Here is a 22,357-nt window from a genome sequence, read left to right as displayed (position 1 = left end):
CACCCTCACTCATCACCCCAGACCGGCTCCGGTGTCTCGGTCACCTCGCCGTCCCCGGCGAACCGGATGAACCGGTCGAACGACCTGGTGAACCAGCGGTCGTGGGTGACCGCGATGACCGTGCCCTCGAACGCCGCCAGGCCCTCCTCCAGCGCCTCGGCCGAGGCCAGGTCGAGGTTGTCGGTCGGCTCGTCGAGGAGCAGGAGCGTGCAACCCGAAAGCTCCAGGAGCACGACCAGGAAGCGCGCCTGCTGGCCGCCGGAAAGCGTGCCGAACTTCTGGTCGCCCTGCCCCGCCAGGTCGTAGCGGTTGAGCACCTTCATCGCCTGGTGCCGGTCCATCCCGGCCCGGTGCTCGTCACCGCGCCAGAGGATCTCCACAAGGGTGCGCGCCATCAGCTCGGGCCGGTCGTGGGTCTGCGAGAAATGCCCGGGCCGGACCCGGGCGCCGAGCCGCGCGACCCCGTTGTGCGCCACCGGCGCCAGCTTCTCGCCGCCGTCGACCGGCAGGTTGGCCGGGTCGGGGTCGGTGCCGCCGCGGGCCAACAGTCGCAGGAAATGCGACTTGCCGGTGCCGTTGGCGCCGAGCACGGCCAGTCGGTCGCCGTACCAGAGCTCTAGGTCGAACGGGTAGGTCAGCCCGTCCATCTCCAGCGCCTCGCAGATCACCGCCCGCTTGCCGGTGCGACCGCCGGCCAGCCGCATCCGGATGTCCTGGTCGCGGGGCGGCGTCGGGGGCGGCCCGGCCTCTTCGAACTTGCGCAGCCGGGTCTGCGCCGCGCGGTAGCGCGACGCCATGTCGGAGTTGTAGGCGGCCTTGTTCTTGTACATCAGCATCAGCTCGCGCAGCTTCTGATGCTCTTCCTCCCAGCGCCGCCCGTCTTCCTCGAGCTTCTCGTGGCGGGCCACCCGGGCCTCGTGCCACGACGCGAAGCCGCCCGGGTGGGTCCAGGCGCTGCCGCCCTCGACCGCGACCACCCGGTCGGCGGTCTGCGCGAGCAGTTCGCGGTCGTGCGAGACGTAAAGCACCGACTTGCTCGACTCGCGCAGCCGCGCCTCCAGCCAGCGCTTGCCGGGCACGTCGAGGAAGTTGTCGGGCTCGTCGAGCAGCAGCACCTCGTCGCCGCTGCGCAGGAGCAACTCGAGCGCGACCCGCTTCTGCTGACCGCCGGAGAGCGTACGCACCGGCCGGTGCTTCGACTCTTCCCAGGTCTTGCCGAGCACGATCGTGGTGACGGTGTCGAACAGCACCTCGGCGTCGTAGCCGCCGGTCTCGCCCCAGGCCGCGAGCGCCTCGGCGTAGGCCACCTGTGCCCTGCCGGCCGCGGTGCTGTATTTGCCGCGGACTTCCGCGGTGTGCATCGCCGCCTCGGCGGCGGTCAGCCGCTCGCCCGCGGCCCGCAGCGCCGGGGCGGCCAGCGAGAGCACCAGTTGCTGCAGCGTGGTCTCGTCGCCGACCATGCCGATGAACTGGCGCATCACGCCGAGCCCGCCGAACCGGGCGATCACCCCGGTGCGCACCGGCAGGTCGCCGGCGACCATCCGCAGCAGCGTGGTCTTGCCGGCTCCGTTGGGGCCCACGAGCGCGACCTTGGCGCCCTCGCCGACCCGGAACGAGACGTCGGCGAACAGCTCACGGCCGTCCGGCAGGACATGCGCCACGCCCGCCACATCGATGTAACCCACGCACGAATGGTGCCCGAGGGAGACCCCCGCCGTCGCGTCAATTCCTGGCGATCCGGAGCACCCGGAAGCCCTTCTGGCTGGCGTGCCGCTCGACCTGCCACCCCTCGTCGACCAGCCACCGGTGCAGCGAGTCGCCGCCCAGATGCCGCCCCGCCACCAGCCAGGCCACGCCGTCGGCCGACAGCCGGGGCAGCCAACGACCGAGCAACGCGTGCAGCTCGGTCTTGCCGATCCGGATCGGCGGGTTCGACCAGATCTCGTCGAACCGCACCGCCTCGGCGACGTCGTCGGGCGCGCACACCCGGACCCCGAGCGCGGCCGTGTTGGCCGCCGCCAGCGCCCGCGCCCGCGCATTGACGTCGACCGCGTAGACGGTCGCCCGCGGCGCCACCGTGGCCAGCACGGCGGCGATCGGGCCGTAGCCACACCCGAGGTCCAGCAGCGTGCCCACCGAGGCGGCGGCGGGCAGCGGAGCCTTGCGCAACAGCACGCCGGTGCCCGGGTCGAGCCGGTCGGCGGAGAACACCCCGCCGGCGGCGCGCAGGGCGAACTCGTGGCCCCCCGCGGCGAACTCGACGATGCGCTCGGCGCCGGCGGTAGCCGCGGACGGCTCGGCGGTGAAGTAGTGGTCCCCGGTCACGCCCCGCATTGTCGCCCACCACAGCGCGGTCACTCGAACGGGCGCCACCCTTTCGAAGGGCACCGCCCGGATTCGGGCCCGCGGCGCCGCGCAGGGCCTAGCGTGGCCGGCGTGCTACTGCGGCGCGCGCTCGCGATCTGGCGGTCTCCGGACTGGCGACCATCCCGCCGCTGGCGCCCGGCCTGCGCGCTGACCGCGTTCGTGGTGCTGGCGCTCTGCGGCTACGGCACCTATCTGGTGGCGGCCGAGGACCCGACCGGTGTCGCGGTGGCCGAGCAGCCGGCGGCCGCGATCGTGCTGCGCGAACTGGCCTCGCGGACCGACGACCCCCGCCCGCTCAGCGCGACCGAGGTCTTCCCGGGTCCGGTGGTGGTCGCCGGGCCGGACGGCAACGCCTACCCGGTGCTGCGGGTGCAGGCGCTCGACCGGTGCGCGGTGGCGGCCGCGGGCACCGTCGTCGCGCTGCTCGAGACGGCCGGCTGCAACCAGGTGGTCCGCGCGACGCTGCGCTCCCCCGACGGCTTCTACGTGGTCACCGCGGGCCTGCTCAACCTGGCCGACGCGACCGGCGCGCAGACCGTGCACGGCGGGATCCGCACGTTGCTCGACGCCGGCACCGGCCGGCTACGCGGCCTGCCCGCGGGCACCGGCACGGGCGCGCTGGCCACCGAGAACACCCAGCTCGGCTGGCACGTCCGCGGCCATTTCCTGGCGTACGCGGTGATCGCGCGCAGCGACGGCGGCAAGATCTACCCGCAGGACCCGGACGCCCGCGTGATCCTGTCGGACCTGATCGAGCAGTATCTGCACACCCGCGTCCTGGACCGCCGCGCCGCCGGCTGCCTGGGCGGCCCCTGCTAGCCGAACTAGCCGGCCGGGGCCCGGAGGCGACGGGTCGCGGCGGCCCGGGCGGCCAGCGCACCCGCCTCACCGGGATAGCCGACCTCGACCAGCGTCAGCCCGTGCGGCGGCGCGACCGTCACCGCGCTGCTGCGCGAGCGCAGGTTGAGCTGCTCGGCCGGCCACGACGTGGCTCGGCGGCCGTCGCCGGCGACCAGCATCGCGCCCACCAGGCTGCGCACCATCGCCTGGCAGAACGCGTCGGCCTGCACCGTCGCCACCAGCACGCCGGACGGGTCGCGCACCCAGTCGAGCCGGGTCACCTCGCGTACCGTCGTCGCGTTCTCCTTGCGCTTGCAGAAGGCCGCGAAGTCGTGCTCGCCGTGCAGCCCCGCGGCGGCCTCGTTGAGCGCCTCCAGCGACAGCGTGCGCGGCCAGGCGAGGGTGTCCAGCCGGCGCAGCGGGTCGGCGCCCCAGGGCGCGTCGGTGACCCGGTAGGTGTAGCGGCGGAACAGCGCCGAGAAGCGGGCGTCGAACTCGGCCGGCACCGAGGTCAGCGACGTCACCCGCACGTCGCCGGGCAGCAGGCCGGCCAACCGGCGCAGCAGCGTCGGGCCGGTCGCGGCCCAGACCGGGTCGGGCAGGTCGACGTGCGCCACCTGGCCGGTCGCGTGCACGCCGGCGTCGGTGCGGCCGGCCACCGTGAGCCCGGTGGCGACGTCAGCGCCGAGCACCTGCTCCAGGACCGACAGCAAGGAGCCCGCGACGGTACGCCGCCCCGGCTGCACGGCCCAGCCCGAGAACGAAGTGCCGTCGTAGGCGATGTCCAGTCGCGCGCGCACGTCGTACCCCCTGATGAGACGAAGAAGGCGCCCCGCGAAGGGCGCCTTCATCGTCGTGCGGTGCTGCTTAGTTGTCGTCGTCCTTGGCGTCGGCCTCATCCGGAGCGGAGGTCTCGACCGGTGCCGACGTCGACGTGGCGGCCGGGGGCTCCTCCTCGCGGGTGAGCGCCTCGACCTTGTCCCGCTGCGCGGCGGCCTTGCGGGCCGCCTTCTTGGCCGGCGCGGCCGGAGCCTCGACCAGCTCCTCGACCAGCTCGATGATCGCCATCGGAGCGTTGTCGCCCTTGCGGGGAACGGTCTTGATGATCCGCGTGTAGCCACCGTTGCGGCTGGCGTAGCGCGGGGCGATCTCGTCGAACAGGGCGAAGACCACGTCCTTGTCCCGGACGACGGTCAGCACCCGGCGCCGGGCGTGCAGGTCACCGCGCTTGGCCTTGGTGATCAGCTGCTCGGCGAGCGGACGCAGGCGCTTGGCCTTCGTCTCCGTCGTGGTGATCTTCCCGTGACGGAACAGCGCGGTGGCCAGGTTGGCCAGCAGCAGCCGTTCGTGCGCCGGGCTACCGCCGAGGCGGGGGCCCTTGGTGGGCGTGGGCATCGTTGGTGCTCCTCAGGTGTCGCAGCGGGGTGTCAGAGCTGCTCGGTCTCGCGGTAGTCGTCGGTGTCGTAGTCAACCTCGCCGAAGGAGTCCACGACGTGCGCGGGGTCGAAGTTGGGCGCCGAGTCCTTCAGGCCCAGACCCATGCCGGCGAGCTTCATCTTGACCTCGTCGATCGACTTCTGACCGAAATTCCTTATATCGAGGAGGTCGGCCTCTGTGCGCCCGATGAGCTCACCGACGGTGTTGATGCCCTCGCGCTTGAGGCAGTTGTAGGAACGGACGGTCAGGTCCAGCTCCTCGATCGGCAGCGCCAGGTCGGCAGCGAGCTGCGCGTCCTGCGGCGACGGGCCGATGTCGATGCCCTCGGCGGTCTCGTCGAGCTCGCGGGCCAGGCCGAAGAGTTCGACCAGGGTGGAGCCGGCGGACGCGAGGGCGGTGCGCGGGCCGATCGACGCCTTGGTCTCGACGTCGATGATCAGCCGGTCGAAGTCGGTGCGCTGCTCGACACGGGTCGCCTCGACCTTGTAGGTGACCTTCAGCACCGGCGAGTAGATCGAGTCGACCGGAATCCGGCCGATCTCGGCACCCGCGCTCTTGTTCTGGTTCGCGGTCACGTAGCCGCGACCCCGCTCAACGGTCAGCTCCATGTCGAGCCGGCCCTTGCTGTTGAGCGTCGCCAGCTTCAGGTCGGCGTTGTGCACCGAGACGCCAGCCGGAGGCTGGATGTCGCCCGCGGTGACGTCGCCGGGGCCCTGCTTGCGCAGGTACATGCTGACCGGCTCGTCGTGCTCGGAGCTGACGCACAGCTCCTTGACGTTCATGACCAGCTCGACGACGTCTTCCTTGACGCCCGGGATGGTGGTGAACTCGTGCAGCACGCCGTCGACCTTGATGCTGGTGACGGCCGCGCCCGGGATCGAGCTGAGCAGGGTCCGGCGCAGCGAGTTGCCGAGCGTGTAGCCGAAGCCGGGCTCGAGCGGCTCGATGGTGAACCGGGAACGGGTCTCGCTGATCGACTCCTCGGAGAGAGTCGGCCGCTGGGTGATGAGCACTTCGTTTCTTCCTTCGTTCGGGACCGCCCACTATTTGACGGTCGCCTTGTGATGGTGCGACCCCGCGCCGCGTCGCCGCGGCGCGGGGTTCTCGAGCCCTACTTGGAGTAGAGCTCGACGATCAGCTGCTCCTGGACCTGGGTGTCGATCACCTGGCGGGCCGGGAGGGTGTGCACCAGCACCTTGTGCTGGGTGGGGATGGCCTCGAGCCACGCCGGAACGGTCTTCGAGCCGGCCTCGGCCTGCGCCACGATGAACGGGGTGAGGTCTTGCGACTTCTCCCGCACCTGCACGATGTCGTGCTCCTTGACGCGGTAGGACGGGATGTCGACCTTCTTGCCGTTGACCACGAAGTGGCCGTGCTTGACAAGCTGGCGCGCGTGGTCGCGGGACTTGGCCAGGCCAGCCCGGTAGACCACGTTGTCGAGGCGCGACTCGAGGATCTGGAGCAGGACCTCACCGGTCTTGCCCTTCTTCGAGACGGCTTCCTCGTAGTAACCGCGGAACTGCTTCTCCAGCACGCCGTAAACCCGGCGGGCCTTCTGCTTCTCACGAAGCTGGAGCAGGTACTCGGTCTCCTTGGTCCGGCCGCGGCCGTGCTGCCCGGGCGGGAAAGGCCGGGACTCGAACGGGCACTTCGGACCGTCGCACTTGCTGCCCTTGAGGAACAGCTTCATCTTCTCCCGCCGGCAACGGCGGCAGTCAGCACCTGTGTAGCGAGCCATCTCTCTCTAACCTCTCAGACCCGACGACGCTTCGGAGGACGGCAACCGTTGTGCGGCTGCGGGGTGACGTCGGCGATCTGGCCGACCTCGAGGCCCACGGCCTGCAGCGAACGGATCGCGGTCTCCCGGCCGGAACCGGGACCCTTGACGAAGACATCGACCTTGCGCATGCCGTGCTCCATCGCCCGACGCGCGGCGGCCTCGGCGGCGAGCTGCGCGGCGAACGGAGTCGACTTGCGGGAGCCCTTGAACCCGACCTGGCCCGCGGAGGCCCAGGAGATGACCGCACCGGTCGGGTCGGTGATCGACACGATGGTGTTGTTGAAGGTGCTCTTGATGTGCGCCTGCCCGTGGGCGACGTTCTTGCGTTCCTTGCGCCGGACCTTCTTTACAGCGGCCCCGGCACGAGCCTTCGGTGGCATAAGTCTTCTGCGCTCCTAATTACTTCTTGCCGGGCTTCTTCTTGCCGGCGACGGTCCGCTTCGGGCCCTTACGGGTGCGCGCGTTGGTGCGCGTGCGCTGCCCGCGGACGGGCAGACCGCGGCGGTGCCGGATGCCCTGGTAGGCGCCGATCTCGACCTTGCGGCGGATGTCAGCGGCGACCTCGCGGCGCAGGTCGCCCTCAACCTTGAAGTTGGCCTCGATGTAGTCGCGGAGCTGGACCAGCTCCTCGTCCGTGAGGTCCTTTGCACGCTTGTCCAGGGAAACGCCGGTAGCGCCAAGGGCTTCCTTGGCGCGGGTCCGACCGACCCCGTAGATGTAGGTGAGCGCGATCTCCATGCGCTTGTCGCGCGGGAGGTCGACGCCGGCTAGACGTGCCATGTGCGGGCGTACTCCTCGTGTGTTCGCGGAGGTCTGTGCCCATCCCCGCCCCGCGTGCCCGCGCGGGCCCTGGCCTCCGACCAGGGGTGTGCCACGAGATCGCCTTGCTCCCGCGGCTGGGACGAGCTTGTTCACTTGTGCGGCGATGCCGCCCGGGACTCAGCCCTGGCGCTGCTTGTGGCGCGGGTCGTCACAGATGACCATGACCCGGCCGTGCCGGCGGATGACGCGGCACTTGTTGCAGATTCGCTTGACGCTCGGCTTGACCTTCACGGTTTGCCTTTACTTCCCATCAACGCCCGGCGGCGCCGCATGGCATGCCGGACCGTCGTCACGGACGGGGACTGATCGCCCCGGAGCCGTCAGTCAGGATTTGTTACTTGTAGCGGTAGACGATGCGCCCACGGGTGAGGTCGTAAGGCGAGAGCTCCACCACGACCCGGTCTTCGGGCAGGATGCGGATGTAGTGCTGCCGCATCTTGCCGCTGATGTGAGCCAGTACCTTGTGGCCGTTGGCGAGCTCAACCCTGAACATGGCATTCGGCAATGGCTCGATGACCCGACCCTCGATCTCGATGGCCCCGTCTTTTTTCGGCATATCCTCCGCTGTCCTGACGTCGGTGTTCCGGGTCGGTGCACAGAATCTCCCGGGCGAGGGATCACCCAGGCCAGCCGCGGGCCCTGTCGACCGCCGAAGCGCGTGGCGGGCATGACAGAGCGGACGCTGTGCGCCGAAGGACCATACTACGCGGGGGTACGCATCGACGCCAAACCGGCGCCGACCCGTGTGCGCCCGCGGTCAGTCGTCTTCGTTTTCAGCGTCTTCAGCCGCCTGTTTGTTCCGTTTCCGCTGTTCCTGTCGGGCCTGGTCGGCCGCCCACTTCTGCGGCTCGCCGCTGGCCAGCCCGCCGATGGTCGAGATCAGCAACACCGCGCCCCACGGACCGGCGACCCAGGCCGGCCAGAAGTAGAGCCACTGCGCCGTCATCAGGCAGATGACCGCCCAGATGGCCACGACGATCGTGACCGTGGCGAAATAGCTGTCCCAGGTGTGCGAGAGCCAGCGCGCGGTGGCGTTGGGGAACCGCCCGTCCGGGCCTGGCACCAGGGCGTCGTTGCGCACGGGAATCATGAGTTGCGCGCCGGCGGTGGGTGGCTTGGTGTCCGGGAGGTCGTCGAGGAGCCCGTCGAGGTCGCCGAACGTTTTCGCCGCGTACGTCCGGCTCAGCCGTTCGTCGTATTCGGTGAGGTCGAGGCGGCCCAGTTCGAGGGCCGTGCGAAGTTGGTCGGCCACGTGCTGCCGCTCCGCGTCACCCGCCCGCATCTGACGCCGGTCCATACTCCTGAGGATGCCTCATGTCGGCCCGCTACCGTGCGGGGTCATGAATGTCTCCGGTAATTACGAAACAGACCGGAATCTACGGACCCGGCAGAGCATCTGGGCGTACGGTGCCGGCGCTCCGTTCTTCCGCCGGGTGCTGGATCTGGTCAGCGTTCCGGAGACGGCGCCCGTCGTGGACGTGGGCTGCGGAAACGGCAACTACCTGGCCGAGTTGCGCCGGCGGGGGCACCGGGGACCGCTGCTGGGCCTGGACCTGTCGCCCGGCATGGCGGCCACCGCCGCCGCCGCGTCGGGCGCGCCGACGGCCGTCGCGGACGCGCAGTTCCTTCCCGTGGGCACCGCCACCGCCGGGCTCACCCTCGCCCCGCACATGCTCTACCACGTCCCGGACATCCCGTTGGCGGTGGCGGAACTGCGGCGCATCACGGCACCCGGCGGCCTCGCGGTCATCACCGTCAACACACCGTGGCACACGCACGAGGTCGACGCGTTGCTCGCGAAGGTCACGACCGACCTCCTGGGCCACCCGGTCACCATGGCCTGGGATGGTCAGCGGTTCCGCAGCGACCGCGCCGGCGCGCTGCTGCCGACCGTGTTCGACGACGTCGCCAAGCACGATCTGGGCTGGGTCGCGCGGGTCACCTCGGCCGCCGCGATGCGGGGCTATGTCGAGAGCATCCCGGCCACCGGTCTGGCCGTGCCCGACGAGTGCCGCGCCGAGGTGCTGGCCGAGTTCGAGCGCCGGGTCGCGGCGCGGATCGAGGCGACGGGCAGCTTCCCGGTGACCAGCGGGGCGGTCGCCTACGTCTGCGGCTGAAGCGCGGCGCGCAGGAAGTCGCGTTCGGCGACCAGCAGGTGGGCGGCGACGTCACCGCCCACCATGTGGCTGCCGGTCGGGACCGGCAGCACGTTGTGCGGCCGGCCGGCGGCCAGCAGCGCCGCGGAGAGCTTCAGCGTGTGTGCCGCGTGCACGTTGTCGTCGCGCAGCCCGTGCACCAGCAACAGCGGGCGGCGCAGGTCGGGCGCGTAGCGCAGCAGCGAGTCGCGCTCGTAGATGTCGGCGTTGTCGTCGGGGTGCCCGAGGAACCGCTCCTGCCAGTGGGTGTCGTACAGCCATTGGTCGGTGACCGGCGCACCGGCGACGGCCGCGTGGAAGACGTCGGGCCGCTGCAACACCGCCCGGGCGGCCAGATAACCGCCGTAGGACCAGCCGCGCATGGCGACCCGGGCCAGGTCGAGGTCGGTGTGCCGCTCGGCGGCGGCCGCCAGACCCGCGATCTGGTCTTCCAGCGCCGCGGCGCCGAAGTCGAGATGCACCAGCCGCTCCCACCGCGGCCCGCGACCCGGCGTGCCGCGGCCGTCGACGACCACCACGGCGAAGCCCTGGTCGGCGAACCACTGCGAGGTGACGTAGGCCGACTGCGCGGCGAGCACCCGCTGTGCGGCCGGACCGCCGTAGGGGTCGAGCAGCACCGGCAGCGGGCCGTCGCCGGGGCGGTGGCCGGTCGGCAGCAGCACGGCGGTACGCAGCGCCCGCGCGCCGGCGTGGAAGAGGTCGACCCGCGGCGCGACCGGCGGGCGGTGGGCGTGGCTGAGGACGGCGGCCGGCGGCCCGTCGCCGACCCGTACTGTCGCGCGGGTTTCCGGATCGTCGAGCCCGCGACTCACCAGCACGCTGGTGCCGCCGGCCAGGTGTCCATCGTGGACTCCTTGGGTGGTCGACCGGGCCAGGCCGGCGGGCGACCAGGTCCAGACGTGCCGCTCGACCGGCTCGGTGGTGGCGCTGAACAACACGGTGTCGCCGTCGACGCCGAGCACCGCGGCCACCTGCAACCCGGCCGGGGTGACCGGCTCGCCGCCGACCAGCAGGTGCCGGGTCTCGTCGATGTCGGCGGTCCACACCAGGGCGCCGCCGGCAGTGCGGGCCGGGGTGCCCGGCACCAGCGAGACCCACGCCGCGTCGCGCTGCTCGTGTTCGACCTCGGAGGCGCCGGTGCCGGGGTCGACCCGGAGCACGCGTACGCAGGTCTGGGCCCGGTTCTGCACCGCGATGGTCAGGCCGGTGCCGTCCCAGGTGACGCCGGTGAGGTATTCGAAGCCGGCCCGGTCCCAGTCGACCGTGACCCGGCTGCCGTCCAGGCCGAGCACGACGAGTCCGACGTCGGCGTTGGCCGTGCCGGCCTCCGGATAGCGCCGCGCGGCCGGCCGCGCGGCGGGATCGGCGACGTCCGCCACCCACCAGACCCGCACCCCACTCTCGTCGACGCGGGCGGTCACCAACCGCTGCCCGTCGGGCGCCCACCACCAGCCGCGCAGGCGGTGCATCGACTCGCCCGCGACGTGCTCGGCCAGCCCGTAGGTGACCTCCGGCGCCTCGGGTGCGGCGAGTGTCCGCCGGCCGGTGCCGTCGACCCCGATGACGTGCAGGGCGCCGTCGCTGACATAGCCGACCAGCGCTCCGGTCGGGTCGGGGCGCGGGTCGACCACGCCGCCGCCGGTGGGGAGCGTGCGGACGGCGCCGGTCTCCGGCTCGACCACGACCAGTTCGCCGCCGAGGGCGAGCGCGACGACGGCCTGGTCGCCGTCTGTCGCATAACCGGCGACCCCGCCGCCGGCTTCGCGGGCCCGCTCGCGCCGCCGGATCTCGGCCGCCGGCAGGGCCCTCTCGTCGAGCCCCAGGTCGCGGGGGTCGAGCAGCAACCGCTCCTTGGAGCCGGCGACGTCGAGCGCCCAGAGGCAGGAGATCGGGTCGACACCGGACCGGCTGCGGGTGAACAGGACCTGCTGCCCGTCGCGGCGGACCTGGAAGCGGTTGGGTGCGCCGAGGGTGAACCCGCGGGTGCGGGCCCGGGCCGCCGGGTAGTCCGCGGCCGGGGCGGTCAGGACGGTGCCGAGGTCGAGGCCGTGGCCCGGGCGGTGAGCAGGTCGCCCAGCCGGGCCCGGCCGCCGTCGGCGGCGGTCAGCACCCAGGCGCCGTCGTCGAGCAGGGCGATCGAGTGCTCGACGTGTGCCGCGACCGAGTTGTCGCGGGTGATCACCGTCCAGCCGTCGTCGAGTTCGACCGTGCGCGGCGAGCCCATCGTGATCATCGGCTCGATGGCCAGGCAGAGCCCGGGCACGAGCTTGATGCCGCGGCCCGGGCGGCCGTGGTTGAGCACGTGCGGGTCCTGGTGCATCTCGGTGCCGATGCCGTGGCCGCCGTAGCCGTCGACGATGCCGTAGCGGCCGCCGGCACGGACCGCGGTCTCCACCGCGTGGCCGATGTCGGTCAGCCGGCCCCGGCCGGAGATCGTGCCACGGGCCGCCGTGGCGATGCCGGCCCACATGGCGTCTTCGGCCACCTCGGCCATCCGGAGCAGCTTGGGGTCGACGTCGCCGACGGGGACGGTGATGGCCGCGTCGCCGTGCCAGCCGTCGAGGACCGCGCCGCAGTCGATGGAGATCAGGTCGCCGGTCTCGAGGACCTGCCTCGGTGACGGGATGGCGTGCACGATCTGCTCGTTGACCGACGAGCAGATCGACCCGGGGTAGCCGTGGTAGCCCTTGAACGACGGGACGCCGCCGGCGTCGCGGATGATGCCCTCGCCGATCGCGTCGAGGTCGGCGGTGGTCACGCCCGGCGCCACGGCGGCGCGCATCGCGGCCAGGGCGTTGGCCACGACCAGGCCGGCCCGGCGCATCAGGTCGATCTGCTCAGGAGTCTTCAGCTGAACGTTCAGCTGGTGTCGGCGCATCAATCGAGACTACCCATGCGAAGAGTCCTCAGCCGTCGCGATGCTGTCGCATCGCCACCCCTTCCGGTCATCCGCCGTAGGAGCGGAGCGCGTCGATCGCCCGGACCGTGACATCTTCCACGGGTCCGGTCGCGTCGATGCCGACCAGCTTGCCCTGCGCGCCGTAGTAGTCGACCAGCGGCGCGGTCTTCTCGGAGTATTCGACCAGCCGCTTGGCGATCGTCTCGGCCTTGTCGTCGTCGCGCTGGAACAGCTCCGAACCGCAGCGGTCGCAGATGCCCTCGCGCGACGTCGCGTCGAACTCGACGTGCCAGATCTTGCCGCAGCCCCGGCAGGTCCGGCGGCCGGACAGCCGCCGGATCACCTCGTCGTCGTCGACCACGAGTTCCATCACCAGGTCGAGCGCGGTGCCCAGGTCGGCCAGCAGCTTGTCGAGCGCGGCCGCCTGCGGCGTGGTGCGCGGGAAGCCGTCGAGCAGGAAGCCCTCGCCGGCGTCGGGCTCCGCGAGCCGCTCGCGCACCATGTTGATGGTGACCTCGTCGGGCACCAGCTTGCCGGCGTCCATGTAACGCCGGGCCTCGACGCCCAGCGGGGTGCCCTGGGAAACGTTGGCGCGGAAGATGTCCCCGGTCGAGATCTTGGGCACGGCCAGGTGCGCGGCGATGAACTCGGCCTGCGTCCCCTTTCCCGCGCCCGGAGGACCCACGAGAACAATTCGCACTAGCGGAGGAACCCTTCGTAGTTCCGCTGCATGAGCTGGCTCTCGATCTGCTTAACCGTCTCCAGCCCGACGCCGACCATGATCAGCACTGCCGTGCCGCCGAACGGGAAGTTCATGTATTGCTGACGGTCGAGCCAGATGAAGAAGAAGCTCGGCAGGATCGAGATGATTCCCAGGTAGAGGGCGCCGGGAAGGGTGATCCGGCTCAGGATGAAGTCGAGGTATTCAGCGGTCGGCTTGCCCGGCCGGATGCCGGGCACGAACCCACCGTACTTCTTCATGTTGTCGGCAACCTCGGTCGGGTTGAACGTGATCGACACGTAGAAGTAGGTGAAGAAGATGATCAGCAGGAAGTAAAGGGTGATGTAGACCCAGCTGGTCGGCGTGACCAGGTTGTTCTGGATCCACGCCTGCCAGTTGTTGAGGTTGTTGCGGTCGTAGAACTGCAACAGCAGGGCCGGCAGGTAGAGCAGGGACGACGCGAAGATCACGGGGATGACGCCGGCCTGGTTGACCTTGAGCGGTATGTAGGTGGACGTGCCGCCGTACATCCGGCGCCCGATCATTCGCTTCGCGTATTGCACCGGAATCCGGCGCTGGGCCTGTTCGATGAAGACCACGAAGAAGATGATCAGCAGCACCAAGGCGATGACCAGGAAGAACTTCCACCAGCCCTGAGCGATCTTGATCTGCCATCCCTCGCTGGGGAGGCGGGCCATGATCGAGGTGAAGATCAGGACCGACATGCCGTTGCCGACGCCGCGGTCGGTGATCAGCTCGCCCAGCCACATGACCACGCCGGTGCCGGCGGTCATCGTGATGACCAGCGACACGAGGGTGATCCAGCTCGGCAGCCCGGTGCCGTCGGGCACGATCGGGAACTGGTCGCACATGTTGTTGAACAGCTGCCCGGAGCGGGCCAGCGCGACGAACGCCGAGGCCTGGAGGATGCCGAGGCCCAGAGTCAGGTAGCGGGTGTATTGCGTGATCTTCGCCTGACCGGCTTGACCCTCCTTGCGGAGCTGCTCCAGCCGTGGGATCACGACGGTCAGCAGCTGCAGGATGATCGACGCTGTGATGTAGGGCATGATGCCCAGCGCGAAGACCGACAGCGACAGCAGCGCGCCACCGGAGAACAGGTTGAGCAGGTTGAAAACGCCACCCGCGTTGTTGGTCTGCATCAGGTCCATGCACTTCTGCACGTTTCCGTAGGAAACGCCCGGGCTGGGCAAGGTGGCGCCCAACCGGTAGACCGCGATGATCAGGACCGTGAACAACAGTTTCTTGCGCAGGTCAGGCGTGCGGAACGCACTGAGAAATGCGGAGAGCAACGTCTTCCTCCTGCGCGGGCGGGCCGTCGGGGTCGTGGCGGCTCGAGGTGGCTGTCGGTAGTGGCCCGACACCCTGTCGGGAACGGACTCTAACTTATCTGGCTATGAACAGAACCGGCTGGCCCGGACCCATCCATCTGGAACGATATCCGCTCCAGATCAACGCTGGAAGGGCGCGGCCCCCTACGGCCTGCTGACCGTTGGAACCGCGCCCCTGCCAGCGCTACAGCTCGGTGGTGGCGCCACCAGCGGCGGCGATCTTCTCCTTCGCGGTCGCACTGAACGCGTGCGCCGCGATGCGGAGAGATACGCCACCCAGATCGCCGCTGCCCAGAACCTTGACCGGCTGGCCCTTGCGGACCGCGCCCGCGTCGACGAGTTCGGCCGGGCCGACCTCGCCGCCGTTGGGGAACAGTTCGGCCAGCTTGTCCAGGTTGACGACCTGGAACACGACCTTGTTCTGGTTGCGGAAACCCTTCATCTTCGGCAGCCGCATGTGGATGGGCATCTGCCCACCCTCGAACGACGCCGGGACGTTCTTGCGGGCCTTGGAGCCCTTCGTGCCGCGACCGGCGGTCTTGCCCTTGGAGCCTTCACCGCGACCCACCCGGGTCTTGTCGGTCTTGGCGCCCGGGGCCGGACGCAGGTGGTGGACCTTGATCGTCATTATTCGACCTCCTCGACCTTCACGAGGTGGTTGACGGTGAAGATCATGCCCCGAATCTCGGGGCGGTCCTCCTTGACCACCACGTCGTTGATCCGCTTCAGGCCGAGCGACCGCAGGGACTCCCGCTGGTTGTGCTTCGACCCGATGTGGGACCGGACCTGAGTGACCTTGAGCCGTGCCATCAGACGTTCACCCCAGCCCGGTTCGCCAGCATGGCGGCCGGCGCGACGTCTTCCACCGGCAGGCCACGGCGGGCGGCGACCGCCTCCGGCGACTCGAGGGCCTTGAGGGCCGCCACGGTCGCGTGGACGATGTTGATCGGGTTCGACGAGCCGAGGCTCTTGGAGAGCACGTCGTGGATGCCCGCGCACTCCAGCACGGCGCGGACCGGCCCGCCGGCGATGACACCCGTACCGGCCGAGGCCGGCTTGAGCAGCACCACGCCAGCGGCGTCTTCGCCCTGCACCGGGTGCGGGATCGACTGCGCGATCCGGGGCACCTTGAAGAAGTGCTTCTTGGCCTCCTCGACACCCTTGGCGATCGCCGCGGGCACCTCCTTGGCCTTGCCGTACCCGACGCCGACCGTGCCGTCGCCGTCGCCGACGATCACCAGGGCGGTGAAGCTGAACCGCCGACCACCCTTGACGACCTTGGCGACACGGTTGATCGCGACGACCCGCTCGAGGTGCGGAGTCTTCTCGACGGGCGCGTTTCCGCGGCCGCCCTCGCGGCGGTTGTCGCGGCGACCACCCTCGTTGCCACCGGACCCGCCGCCACGGCGCTGTTGACCTGGCATCAGCAGCCTTCCTTTCTCAGATGTGACGGGGTCAGAACTCGAGCCCGGCTTCGCGCGCGGCGTCAGCCAACGCGGCGATGCGACCCGCATATTTGCTGCCACCGCGGTCGAAGACGACCTTCGACACGCCAGCGGCCTTGGCCCGCTCGGCGAGGAGCGCGCCGACCTTGCCGGCCATCGCGCTCTTGTCGCCGTCGGTGCCTCGGATCGAGGCGTCCATGGTCGAAGCCGACGCCAGGGTGTGACCCTTGGCATCGTCGACGATCTGGGCGTTGATGTGCCGCAGCGACCGGCTGACGACCAGGCGCGGACGCTCGGCCGTACCCACCAGGTTCTTGCGGACCCGGAAGTGCCGACGCGCCCGGCCGACGGCCCGCTTCGCGGCGACGCCGCGACGGCGCTTGAGTAGCGTGGCGGTCACTTCTTACCTGCCTTTCCGGCCTTGCGGCGGATGACCTCGCCCTGGTAGCGGACGCCCTTGCCCTTGTAGGGCTCCGGCGGACGGATCTTCCGGATGTTGGCGGCCACCTCACCGACCTGCTGCTTGTCGATGCCGGCGATGTGGAACAGCGTCGGGCGCTCCACCGTGAAGGTGATGCCGTCCGGCGCCGGAACCACGACCGGGTGCGAGAAGCCGAGCGCGAACTCGAGGTCCTTGCCCTTGGCGGTCACCCGGTAGCCGGTGCCGGCGATCTCGAGCGTCTTGCGGTAACCGTCGGTCACCCCGACGACCATGTTCGCCACCAGCGTACGCGAGAGGCCGTGCAGCTCCTTGGCCTTGCGCTCGTCGTTGGGGCGCTTGACCACGAGCTCGTTCTCGGCGCGCTCGATGGTGATCGGCTCGGCCAGCGTGTGGCTGAGCTGACCCTTCGGGCCCTTCACCTGAACGGTCTGGCCGTTGATCGTGATGTCGACGCCCGTCGGCACCGGGATCGTCTTACGTCCAATTCGCGACATTTCTACAAACTCCCCGGTTACCAGACGAAGGCGAGGACTTCCCCGCCCACGCTCCGCTTGCGGGCCTGCCGGTCGGTCAGCAGCCCCTGGGACGTTGAAATGATCGCCACGCCCAAACCGCCGAGCACCCGCGGGAGCCCGTCCGACTTGGCGTAAACCCGCAGACCGGGCTTGGAGACGCGCTTGATCCCGGCCAGGCTCCGCTCGCGGTTCTGGCCGTATTTGAGCTCGACGACCAGTCGCTTGCCGACGACGCCCTCGGCGGGCTCCTCGACCGACCAGGTGGCGATGTAGCCCTCGCTCTTGAGGACCTCGGCGATGTTCGCCTTGATCTTCGAGTAGGGCATCGTCACCCGGTCGTGGTAGGCCTGGTTGGCGTTGCGCAGACGGGTGAGCATGTCTGCGATCGGGTCGGTCATCGTCATGAGTTCTCGTCAACCTTTCTCGCCGTGGTTCCCCGCCCGGGGCCTGCGGCGAAGCGGTATTTCGGGTGGTGGGTTACCACGAGGCCTTCGACACACCGGGGAGCTCACCGCGGTGAGCCATCTCCCGGATGCAGACCCGGCACAGACCGAACTTGCGGTAGACCGCCTTGGGACGCCCGCAGCGCTGGCAACGGGTGTATGCGCGAACCGCGAACTTCGGCTTCGCGGCAGCCTTGAGGATCAGCGCCTTCTTAGCCATGTGCTCAGTTCTCCTTGAACGGGAAGCCCAGGAGCTTGAGCAGCGCCCGGCCCTCGTCGTCAGTCGTCGCGGTCGTGACCACCGTGATGTCCATGCCCCGCACGCGGTCGATCCGGTCCTGGTCGATCTCGTGGAACACCGACTGCTCGGTCAGCCCGAACGTGTAGTTGCCGTTGCCGTCGAGCTTGCGGGCGTCGAGGCCGCGGAAGTCGCGGATACGCGGGAGGGCGATCGACAGCAGCCGGTCGAGGAACTCCCACATCCGGTCGCCGCGCAGCGTCACCTTCGCGCCGATCGGCATGCCCTCGCGCAGCTTGAACTGCGCGATGGACTTGGTCGCCCGGCGGACCTGCGGCTTCTGGCCGGTGATGGTGGCCAGGTCGCGCACCGCACCGTCGATCAGCTTCGCGTCCCGGGCCGCCTCGCCGACGCCCATGTTGACGACGATCTTGACGAGGCCCGGCGTCTGCATCGGGTTGCCGTAGTTGAACTGCTCGCGCAGCTGCCCAACAACCTCGTCGCGGTAGCGCTGCTTCAGGCGCGGCAGCGTGGTGGCTGTCGTGGTCATCAGAGTTCCTTACCGGTGCTGCGTGCGATGCGCACCTTGATGCCGTCGTCGCCGACGCGGTAGCCGACGCGGGTCGGCTTGCCGTCGGAGTCCACGACCATCACGTTCGAGACGTGAATCGGTGCCTCCTGCGTGACGATGCCGCCCGTCTTGGCGCCGCGCTGGGTCGTGCGGATGCGTTCGTGCTTCTTGACCCGGTTGACGCCCTCGACAATGACCTTGTCCTGGCGCGGCAGGGCCGAGATGACCTTGCCCTTGGCGCCCTTGTCCTTGCCGGCGATGACGACGACCGTGTCGCCCTTCTTCACCTTCATGGCTAGAGCACCTCCGGTGCCAAAGAAATGATCTTCATGAACCGCTTGTCACGCAGTTCCCGGCCGACCGGGCCGAAGATACGGGTGCCGCGGGGGTCGCCGCCATCCTTGATGATGACGGCGGCGTTCTCGTCGAAGCGGATGTAAGAACCGTCCGGGCGCCGCTTCTCCTTCGCGGTGCGAACGATGACCGCCTTGACGACGTCACCCTTCTTCACACCGGCGCCGGGGATGGCGTCCTTGACGGTGGCGACAATCACGTCGCCGATGCCCGCGTAGCGCCGACCCGAGCCACCGAGGACCCGGATGCACAGGATCTCCCGCGCACCCGTGTTGTCGGCGACACGCAGTCGCGACTCTTGCTGAATCACGTCTATCTCCTCTGTCTGCCAGTCCTCCGGCGCTGCCGGAGCTTGGAAGAACCGGTCGGCTTACTTACTTCGCGCGCTCGAGGATCTCCACGACGCGCCAGCGCTTGGTGGCGGACAGCGGACGGGTCTCCATGATCAGGACCCGGTCGCCGATGCCACACGAGTTCTGCTCGTCGTGGACCTTGAGCTTGCTCGTCCGCCGCAGAACCTTGCCGTAGAGCGGGTGCTTGACCCGGTCTTCGACCTCCACCACGACGGTCTTGTCCATCTTGTCGCTCACCACGAGGCCCTCACGGGTCTTGCGGCGGGCCCGCTCGGGAGCGGCGGTGGTGTTCTCAGTCATCACGCAGTCACCTCAGTTGGCGCGGCCGAGAGCCCCAGCTCACGCTCACGCATGATCGTGTAGATCCGGGCGATCTCCTTACGGATGACCTGCAGCCGACGGTTGTTGTCGAGCTGGCCCGTCGCGGACTGCACGCGGAGGTTGAACAGCTCCGCCTTGGCCTCGCGCAGCAGCGAGATCAGCTCCTCTTCGGGGAGCTCTCGCAGCTCGGAGGCCTTGGTGCCCGCTGCCATCAGGATTCACCCACTTCGCGTGTCACGATGCGGCACTTCATCGGAAGCTTGTGGATCGCACGACGCATCGCCTCTCGCGCAATCTGCTCGTTGGGGAACGACATCTCGAACAGGACGCGGCCCGGCTTGACGTTGGCCACCCACCACTCGGGCGAGCCCTTGCCGGAACCCATCCGGGTTTCGGCGGGCTTCTTGGTCAGGGCCTGGTCCGGGAAGACCGTGATCCAGACCTTGCCACCACGCTTGATGTGGCGGGTCATCGCGATACGGGCGGCCTCGATCTGCCGGTTGGTCAGGTAGGCCGACTCGATCGCCTGGATACCGAACTCGCCGAAGACCACCCGGTTGCCGCCCTTGGACGCGCCATGGCGGTCCGGGTGGTGCGGCTTGCGGAAGCCCTTCGGGGGCTTACGTGGCATGAGCATCGGGATCAGCCCTCCTGCGCTGAGCTGTCTTGGCCGGCGGCGGGCGCCGGCGGTGCTGCCTGCTCGGCGGCGGGCGCCGAAGGAGCAGCGGTCTCGGTCGGGGTCTCGGCGGGCGCGGCCGGCGGCGGACCGCCGGCGAGCTCGGCCTGGGCCGCGCGGCCCGCCTCGGTGCCGCCCGCGGTCGTGCCGGACGAACCGGAACGGCCACGACGCGGACGCTCGGGACGGTCGCCCCGCTCGCGACGCGGACGCGGCGCGCCGGCGTCGGCCGGAGCCTCGCGACCCGGAACGGCGTCGCCCTTGTAGATCCAGACCTTCACGCCGATGCGGCCGAACGTCGTGCGGGCCTCGAAGAAGCCGTACTCGATGTTGGCGCGCAGCGTGTGCAGCGGGACGCGACCCTCGCGGTAGAACTCGGTGCGGCTCATCTCGGCGCCGCCCAGGCGGCCGGAGACCTGCACCCGGATGCCCTTGACGATCGGGTTCTTCATCGCCGACTGCATGGCCTTGCGCATCGCCCGGCGGAAGCTGACCCGGCTCGACAGCTGCTCGGCCACGCCCTGCGCGACGAGCTGTGCGTCGGACTCGGGGTTCTTCACCTCGAGGATGTTGAGCTGGACCTGCTTGCCGGTGAGCTTCTCGAGCTCGCCGCGGATCCGGTCGGCCTCCGCACCCTTGCGGCCGATGACGATGCCCGGCCGGGCGGTGTGGATGTCGACCCGGACCCGGTCGCGGGTGCGCTCGATGTCGACCTTGGAGATGCCGGCACGCTCGAGGCCCTTGGACATCATCCGGCGGATCTTGACGTCCTCGCCGATGTAGTCCTTGTAGAGCTTGTCCGCGAACCAGCGGGACTTCCAGTCGGTCGAGATGCCGAGCCGGAACCCGTGCGGGTGAACCTTCTGACCCATTACTCGGTCCCTTCCTCAGCGGTCTCGTCCGCCTTGGTCTCCGTCGCCTTTGCTTCGGTCGCCTTGGTCGCCTTCTTGGCGGCCTTCTTGGCAGGCGCCTTCTTCGCGGGCGCCGATTCGGCGGTCGCCTCGGTGGCCGGAGCCTCCGTCGCCTCGGTCGCCGGCGCGGCCTTCTTGGCCGGCGCCGCCGCCTTGCGCGTCGAACGCTGGGCCGGAGCCACCGCCTCGACCGCCACGGTGATGTGGCAGGTCCGCTTGCGGATCCGGTAGGCCCGACCCTGTGCGCGCGGCCGGAACCGCTTCATGGTCGGACCCTCGTCGACGAACGCCTCGCTGACGAGCAACGCGTCGGGGTCCAGCCGCTCGTTGTTCTCCGCGTTGGCGATCGCGCTGGCGAGCACCTTGTAGACCTGCTCGCTCGCCGACTGCGGCGCGAACTGGAGCACCGTGAGCGCCTCCTTCGCGGGCAGACCGCGGACGAGGTTGACCACCCGGCGCGCCTTGTTCGGCGAGATGCGCACGTGGCGCGCAACCGCCCGTGCGCCCGGAAGCGCCGGAGCGTCGCCCTTGACTGGCATCGCTGTAACCCCTCTGATCCTCTATCTGCACCGCGTCAGCGGCGGCGGCTCTTCCGGTCGTCCTTCTCGTGACCCTTGAACGTGCGGGTCAACGCGAACTCGCCGAGCTTGTGCCCGACCATGGCCTCGGTGACGAACACCGGGACGTGCTTGCGACCGTCGTGGACCGCGATCGTGTGCCCGAGCATCTCCGGGATGATCGTGGAACGGCGCGACCACGTCTTGATGACGTTCTTCGAACCCTTGTCGTTCTGCGTCTCCACCTTCTTGATCAGGTGGTCGTCGACGAACGGGCCCTTCTTCAGGCTGCGTGGCATCTCGGGTTATCCCCGCTTCCGGTTGGCGTAACGACGGCGGACGATCAGCCGGTCGCTCGGCTGGCCCTTGCGGCGGGTGCGGCCCTCAGGCTTACCCTGCGGGTTGACCGGGTGGCGACCGCCGGACGTCTTGCCCTCACCACCACCGTGCGGGTGGTCGATCGGGTTCATGGCGACACCACGGACGGAGGGGCGCTTGCCCTTCCAGCGCATCCGGCCGGCCTTGCCCCAGTTGATGTTGGACTGATCGGCGTTGCCGATCTCGCCAACGGTCGCGCGGCACCGCACGTCGACCCGCCGGATCTCGCCCGAGGGCATCCGGAGCGTCGCGTACTGGCCCTCGCGGCCGAGCAGCTGGATGCCGACACCGGCCGAGCGGGCCAGCTTGGCACCGCCGCCCGGGCGCAGCTCCACGCCGTGCACCTGGGTGCCGACGGGGATGTTGCGCAGCGGCAGGTTGTTGCCGGGCTTGATGTCGGCGCCCGGACCGGACTCGACCGCGTCGCCCTGCTTCAGGTCCTTCGGCGCGATGATGTAGCGCTTCTCGCCGTCGGCGTAGTGCAGCAGCGCGATGCGCGCGGTGCGGTTCGGGTCGTATTCGATGTGCGCGACCTTGGCCGGCACGCCGTCCTTGTCGACCCGCTTGAAGTCGATGATGCGGTACTGCCGCTTGTGGCCGCCGCCCTGGTGCCGGGTGGTGATCCGGCCGTGGGCGTTGCGCCCGCCCTTCTTCGGCAGCGGAGCCAGCAGCGACTTCTCCGGCGTCGACCGGGTGATCTCAGCGAAGTCGGCGACGCTGGAGCCACGCCGGCCCGGCGTTGTCGGCTTGTACTTACGGATAGCCATTGTTGTCTACACCCC

General features: G+C 69.8%; 33 protein-coding genes and 1 pseudogene. 2 read left to right on the top strand and 32 right to left on the bottom strand.

What is annotated here, in order from left to right; all coding sequences use genetic code 11:
* Positions 1-5 precede the first annotated feature (5 nt).
* Both AB0J74_RS08240 and AB0J74_RS08235 read right to left on the bottom strand, forming a co-directional pair.
* Positions 6-1,685 (bottom strand): ATP-binding cassette domain-containing protein, encoded by a 1,680-nt coding sequence (locus AB0J74_RS08240; protein ID WP_363445944.1) that lies wholly within the window; start codon positions 1,683-1,685, stop codon positions 6-8.
* A 37-nt stretch (positions 1,686-1,722) separates the two neighbouring features.
* On the bottom strand, positions 1,723-2,325 hold the full coding sequence (locus tag AB0J74_RS08235) for a methyltransferase (RefSeq protein WP_363445943.1): 603 nt from the start codon (positions 2,323-2,325) through the stop codon (positions 1,723-1,725).
* 111 nt (positions 2,326-2,436) lie between these two features.
* Between AB0J74_RS08235 and AB0J74_RS08230 the strand changes: the two genes are divergently transcribed.
* Positions 2,437-3,186 carry a hypothetical protein gene (locus AB0J74_RS08230; RefSeq protein WP_363445942.1) on the top strand — a complete coding sequence of 250 codons (750 nt, stop codon included), beginning with the start codon at positions 2,437-2,439 and terminating at the stop codon, positions 3,184-3,186.
* Between the two features lie 5 nt (positions 3,187-3,191).
* On the opposite strand, the gene truA is transcribed toward AB0J74_RS08230, so the two are convergent.
* The 9 genes from truA to AB0J74_RS08185 form a co-directional block, all read right to left on the bottom strand.
* Positions 3,192-4,058 carry a tRNA pseudouridine(38-40) synthase TruA gene (gene truA, locus AB0J74_RS08225; protein ID WP_363445940.1) on the bottom strand — a complete coding sequence of 289 codons (867 nt, stop codon included), beginning with the start codon at positions 4,056-4,058 and terminating at the stop codon, positions 3,192-3,194.
* Positions 4,059-4,074: 16 nt separating this feature from the next.
* Positions 4,075-4,602, bottom strand: a complete 528-nt coding sequence (gene rplQ / locus AB0J74_RS08220; protein WP_363445938.1) for a 50S ribosomal protein L17 — start codon at positions 4,600-4,602, stop codon at positions 4,075-4,077.
* A gap of 32 nt (positions 4,603-4,634) precedes the next feature.
* Entirely contained in the window at positions 4,635-5,657 is a 1,023-nt protein-coding gene (locus tag AB0J74_RS08215) for a DNA-directed RNA polymerase subunit alpha (protein ID WP_116067052.1), read from the bottom strand.
* Positions 5,658-5,755: 98 nt separating this feature from the next.
* Complete coding sequence (rpsD, locus tag AB0J74_RS08210) at positions 5,756-6,382, bottom strand: 30S ribosomal protein S4 (protein ID WP_363445936.1); 627 nt, start codon at positions 6,380-6,382, stop codon at positions 5,756-5,758.
* A 14-nt stretch (positions 6,383-6,396) separates the two neighbouring features.
* Complete coding sequence (gene rpsK, locus AB0J74_RS08205; RefSeq protein WP_030329919.1) at positions 6,397-6,804, bottom strand: 30S ribosomal protein S11; 408 nt, start codon at positions 6,802-6,804, stop codon at positions 6,397-6,399.
* Positions 6,805-6,823: 19 nt separating this feature from the next.
* Positions 6,824-7,204 carry a 30S ribosomal protein S13 gene (gene rpsM / locus AB0J74_RS08200; RefSeq protein WP_363445934.1) on the bottom strand — a complete coding sequence of 127 codons (381 nt, stop codon included), beginning with the start codon at positions 7,202-7,204 and terminating at the stop codon, positions 6,824-6,826.
* A gap of 159 nt (positions 7,205-7,363) precedes the next feature.
* Entirely contained in the window at positions 7,364-7,477 is a 114-nt protein-coding gene (gene rpmJ / locus AB0J74_RS08195; RefSeq protein ID WP_023358216.1) for a 50S ribosomal protein L36, read from the bottom strand.
* Between the two features lie 103 nt (positions 7,478-7,580).
* Entirely contained in the window at positions 7,581-7,802 is a 222-nt protein-coding gene (infA, locus tag AB0J74_RS08190) for a translation initiation factor IF-1 (protein WP_007073013.1), read from the bottom strand.
* A 201-nt stretch (positions 7,803-8,003) separates the two neighbouring features.
* A complete protein-coding gene (locus AB0J74_RS08185) occupies positions 8,004-8,543 on the bottom strand; it encodes a DUF1707 domain-containing protein (protein WP_363445932.1) in 540 nt (179 codons plus the stop codon).
* A 43-nt stretch (positions 8,544-8,586) separates the two neighbouring features.
* On the opposite strand from AB0J74_RS08185, the gene AB0J74_RS08180 reads away from it, so the two are divergent.
* Entirely contained in the window at positions 8,587-9,363 is a 777-nt protein-coding gene (locus tag AB0J74_RS08180; protein ID WP_363445931.1) for a class I SAM-dependent methyltransferase, read from the top strand.
* Here AB0J74_RS08180 and AB0J74_RS08175 read toward each other — a convergent pair.
* From AB0J74_RS08175 to rplB, 21 genes and pseudogenes are all read right to left on the bottom strand, one after another.
* Positions 9,348-11,246 (bottom strand): prolyl oligopeptidase family serine peptidase, encoded by a 1,899-nt coding sequence (locus tag AB0J74_RS08175; RefSeq protein WP_363445929.1) that lies wholly within the window; start codon positions 11,244-11,246, stop codon positions 9,348-9,350. The two genes, AB0J74_RS08180 and AB0J74_RS08175, sit on opposite strands and share 16 nt — an antisense overlap.
* 179 nt (positions 11,247-11,425) lie before the next feature.
* On the bottom strand, positions 11,426-12,280 hold the full coding sequence (gene map / locus AB0J74_RS08170) for a type I methionyl aminopeptidase (RefSeq protein ID WP_363445927.1): 855 nt from the start codon (positions 12,278-12,280) through the stop codon (positions 11,426-11,428).
* A 67-nt stretch (positions 12,281-12,347) separates the two neighbouring features.
* Positions 12,348-13,001: an adenylate kinase gene (locus AB0J74_RS08165; RefSeq protein WP_116067057.1), complete on the bottom strand. Its 654-nt coding sequence runs from the start codon at positions 12,999-13,001 to the stop codon at positions 12,348-12,350.
* Positions 13,001-14,332: a preprotein translocase subunit SecY gene (gene secY / locus AB0J74_RS08160; protein ID WP_363445925.1), complete on the bottom strand. Its 1,332-nt coding sequence runs from the start codon at positions 14,330-14,332 to the stop codon at positions 13,001-13,003. Before secY ends, AB0J74_RS08165 begins: the two co-directional genes overlap by 1 nt.
* Before the next feature lie 223 nt (positions 14,333-14,555).
* Positions 14,556-14,999: a 50S ribosomal protein L15 gene (rplO, locus tag AB0J74_RS08155; RefSeq protein WP_363445923.1), complete on the bottom strand. Its 444-nt coding sequence runs from the start codon at positions 14,997-14,999 to the stop codon at positions 14,556-14,558.
* Positions 14,999-15,181, bottom strand: coding sequence for a 50S ribosomal protein L30 (gene rpmD / locus AB0J74_RS08150; RefSeq protein WP_116067060.1), 183 nt, complete (start codon positions 15,179-15,181; stop codon positions 14,999-15,001). Before rpmD ends, rplO begins: the two co-directional genes overlap by 1 nt.
* Positions 15,181-15,795, bottom strand: coding sequence for a 30S ribosomal protein S5 (gene rpsE / locus AB0J74_RS08145; RefSeq protein ID WP_363445921.1), 615 nt, complete (start codon positions 15,793-15,795; stop codon positions 15,181-15,183). The genes rpmD and rpsE overlap by 1 nt, the downstream gene beginning before the upstream one ends.
* 31 nt (positions 15,796-15,826) lie before the next feature.
* A complete protein-coding gene (gene rplR / locus AB0J74_RS08140) occupies positions 15,827-16,216 on the bottom strand; it encodes a 50S ribosomal protein L18 (RefSeq protein WP_363445920.1) in 390 nt (129 codons plus the stop codon).
* The gene (rplF, locus tag AB0J74_RS08135; RefSeq protein ID WP_363445918.1) at positions 16,213-16,752 is read right to left on the bottom strand and encodes a 50S ribosomal protein L6; all 540 of its coding nucleotides are present in this window, start codon (positions 16,750-16,752) and stop codon (positions 16,213-16,215) included. The genes rplR and rplF overlap by 4 nt, the downstream gene beginning before the upstream one ends.
* A 17-nt stretch (positions 16,753-16,769) precedes the next feature.
* Positions 16,770-17,177 carry a 30S ribosomal protein S8 gene (gene rpsH, locus AB0J74_RS08130; RefSeq protein WP_363445916.1) on the bottom strand — a complete coding sequence of 136 codons (408 nt, stop codon included), beginning with the start codon at positions 17,175-17,177 and terminating at the stop codon, positions 16,770-16,772.
* 73 nt (positions 17,178-17,250) lie between these two features.
* Complete coding sequence (locus AB0J74_RS08125) at positions 17,251-17,436, bottom strand: type Z 30S ribosomal protein S14 (protein WP_033342853.1); 186 nt, start codon at positions 17,434-17,436, stop codon at positions 17,251-17,253.
* Positions 17,437-17,440: 4 nt separating this feature from the next.
* The gene (gene rplE, locus AB0J74_RS08120) at positions 17,441-18,004 is read right to left on the bottom strand and encodes a 50S ribosomal protein L5 (RefSeq protein WP_363445914.1); all 564 of its coding nucleotides are present in this window, start codon (positions 18,002-18,004) and stop codon (positions 17,441-17,443) included.
* On the bottom strand, positions 18,004-18,318 hold the full coding sequence (gene rplX / locus AB0J74_RS08115; RefSeq protein WP_116067065.1) for a 50S ribosomal protein L24: 315 nt from the start codon (positions 18,316-18,318) through the stop codon (positions 18,004-18,006). The genes rplE and rplX overlap by 1 nt, the downstream gene beginning before the upstream one ends.
* A gap of 2 nt (positions 18,319-18,320) precedes the next feature.
* Positions 18,321-18,689, bottom strand: coding sequence for a 50S ribosomal protein L14 (rplN, locus tag AB0J74_RS08110; protein ID WP_116067066.1), 369 nt, complete (start codon positions 18,687-18,689; stop codon positions 18,321-18,323).
* A gap of 64 nt (positions 18,690-18,753) precedes the next feature.
* Positions 18,754-19,032, bottom strand: coding sequence for a 30S ribosomal protein S17 (gene rpsQ, locus AB0J74_RS08105; protein ID WP_363445912.1), 279 nt, complete (start codon positions 19,030-19,032; stop codon positions 18,754-18,756).
* Entirely contained in the window at positions 19,032-19,265 is a 234-nt protein-coding gene (gene rpmC / locus AB0J74_RS08100; protein WP_089244875.1) for a 50S ribosomal protein L29, read from the bottom strand. The genes rpsQ and rpmC overlap by 1 nt, the downstream gene beginning before the upstream one ends.
* Positions 19,265-19,690 (bottom strand): 50S ribosomal protein L16, encoded by a 426-nt coding sequence (gene rplP / locus AB0J74_RS08095; RefSeq protein WP_363445911.1) that lies wholly within the window; start codon positions 19,688-19,690, stop codon positions 19,265-19,267. Before rplP ends, rpmC begins: the two co-directional genes overlap by 1 nt.
* A 5-nt stretch (positions 19,691-19,695) precedes the next feature.
* Complete coding sequence (gene rpsC, locus AB0J74_RS08090; RefSeq protein ID WP_363445909.1) at positions 19,696-20,601, bottom strand: 30S ribosomal protein S3; 906 nt, start codon at positions 20,599-20,601, stop codon at positions 19,696-19,698.
* Positions 20,602-20,726: 125 nt separating this feature from the next.
* A pseudogene (gene rplV / locus AB0J74_RS08085) lies at positions 20,727-21,179 on the bottom strand (50S ribosomal protein L22); the annotation flags it as partial.
* Between the two features lie 35 nt (positions 21,180-21,214).
* Positions 21,215-21,496 (bottom strand): 30S ribosomal protein S19, encoded by a 282-nt coding sequence (gene rpsS, locus AB0J74_RS08080; RefSeq protein WP_046567212.1) that lies wholly within the window; start codon positions 21,494-21,496, stop codon positions 21,215-21,217.
* Positions 21,497-21,502: 6 nt separating this feature from the next.
* Positions 21,503-22,342 (bottom strand): 50S ribosomal protein L2, encoded by an 840-nt coding sequence (gene rplB / locus AB0J74_RS08075; protein WP_116067071.1) that lies wholly within the window; start codon positions 22,340-22,342, stop codon positions 21,503-21,505.
* Positions 22,343-22,357: the final 15 nt, after the last annotated feature.

The sequence above is a fragment of the Asanoa sp. NPDC049573 genome, from assembly GCF_040676615.1.
GTDB lineage: Bacteria > Actinomycetota > Actinomycetes > Mycobacteriales > Micromonosporaceae > Asanoa.
Note: the sequence above shows the minus strand (reverse complement) of the source record. Positions and strands in the feature narration are given on the sequence as shown.

Bases quoted from the DNA above. Each gene is read 5' to 3' on its own strand.
- truA (WP_363445940.1), bottom strand. From the start codon at position 4,058: ATGAAGGCGCCCTTCGCGGGGCGCCTTCTTCGTCTCATCAGGGGGTAC.
- rplQ (WP_363445938.1), bottom strand. From the start codon at position 4,602: ATGCCCACGCCCACCAAGGGCCCCCGCCTCGGCGGTAGCCCGGCGCAC.
- rpsD (WP_363445936.1), bottom strand. From the start codon at position 6,382: ATGGCTCGCTACACAGGTGCTGACTGCCGCCGTTGCCGGCGGGAGAAG.
- rpsK (WP_030329919.1), bottom strand. From the start codon at position 6,804: ATGCCACCGAAGGCTCGTGCCGGGGCCGCTGTAAAGAAGGTCCGGCGC.
- rpsM (WP_363445934.1), bottom strand. From the start codon at position 7,204: ATGGCACGTCTAGCCGGCGTCGACCTCCCGCGCGACAAGCGCATGGAG.
- infA (WP_007073013.1), bottom strand. From the start codon at position 7,802: ATGCCGAAAAAAGACGGGGCCATCGAGATCGAGGGTCGGGTCATCGAG.
- AB0J74_RS08185 (WP_363445932.1), bottom strand. From the start codon at position 8,543: ATGGACCGGCGTCAGATGCGGGCGGGTGACGCGGAGCGGCAGCACGTG.
- AB0J74_RS08180 (WP_363445931.1), top strand. From the start codon at position 8,587: ATGAATGTCTCCGGTAATTACGAAACAGACCGGAATCTACGGACCCGG.
- map (WP_363445927.1), bottom strand. From the start codon at position 12,280: ATGCGCCGACACCAGCTGAACGTTCAGCTGAAGACTCCTGAGCAGATC.
- rplO (WP_363445923.1), bottom strand. From the start codon at position 14,999: ATGACGATCAAGGTCCACCACCTGCGTCCGGCCCCGGGCGCCAAGACC.
- rpmD (WP_116067060.1), bottom strand. From the start codon at position 15,181: ATGGCACGGCTCAAGGTCACTCAGGTCCGGTCCCACATCGGGTCGAAG.
- rpsE (WP_363445921.1), bottom strand. From the start codon at position 15,795: ATGCCAGGTCAACAGCGCCGTGGCGGCGGGTCCGGTGGCAACGAGGGT.
- rplF (WP_363445918.1), bottom strand. From the start codon at position 16,752: ATGTCGCGAATTGGACGTAAGACGATCCCGGTGCCGACGGGCGTCGAC.
- rpsH (WP_363445916.1), bottom strand. From the start codon at position 17,177: ATGACGATGACCGACCCGATCGCAGACATGCTCACCCGTCTGCGCAAC.
- AB0J74_RS08125 (WP_033342853.1), bottom strand. From the start codon at position 17,436: ATGGCTAAGAAGGCGCTGATCCTCAAGGCTGCCGCGAAGCCGAAGTTC.
- rplE (WP_363445914.1), bottom strand. From the start codon at position 18,004: ATGACCACGACAGCCACCACGCTGCCGCGCCTGAAGCAGCGCTACCGC.
- rplX (WP_116067065.1), bottom strand. From the start codon at position 18,318: ATGAAGGTGAAGAAGGGCGACACGGTCGTCGTCATCGCCGGCAAGGAC.
- rpsQ (WP_363445912.1), bottom strand. From the start codon at position 19,032: ATGACTGAGAACACCACCGCCGCTCCCGAGCGGGCCCGCCGCAAGACC.
- rpmC (WP_089244875.1), bottom strand. From the start codon at position 19,265: ATGGCAGCGGGCACCAAGGCCTCCGAGCTGCGAGAGCTCCCCGAAGAG.
- rplP (WP_363445911.1), bottom strand. From the start codon at position 19,690: ATGCTCATGCCACGTAAGCCCCCGAAGGGCTTCCGCAAGCCGCACCAC.
- rpsC (WP_363445909.1), bottom strand. From the start codon at position 20,601: ATGGGTCAGAAGGTTCACCCGCACGGGTTCCGGCTCGGCATCTCGACC.
- rpsS (WP_046567212.1), bottom strand. From the start codon at position 21,496: ATGCCACGCAGCCTGAAGAAGGGCCCGTTCGTCGACGACCACCTGATC.
- rplB (WP_116067071.1), bottom strand. From the start codon at position 22,342: ATGGCTATCCGTAAGTACAAGCCGACAACGCCGGGCCGGCGTGGCTCC.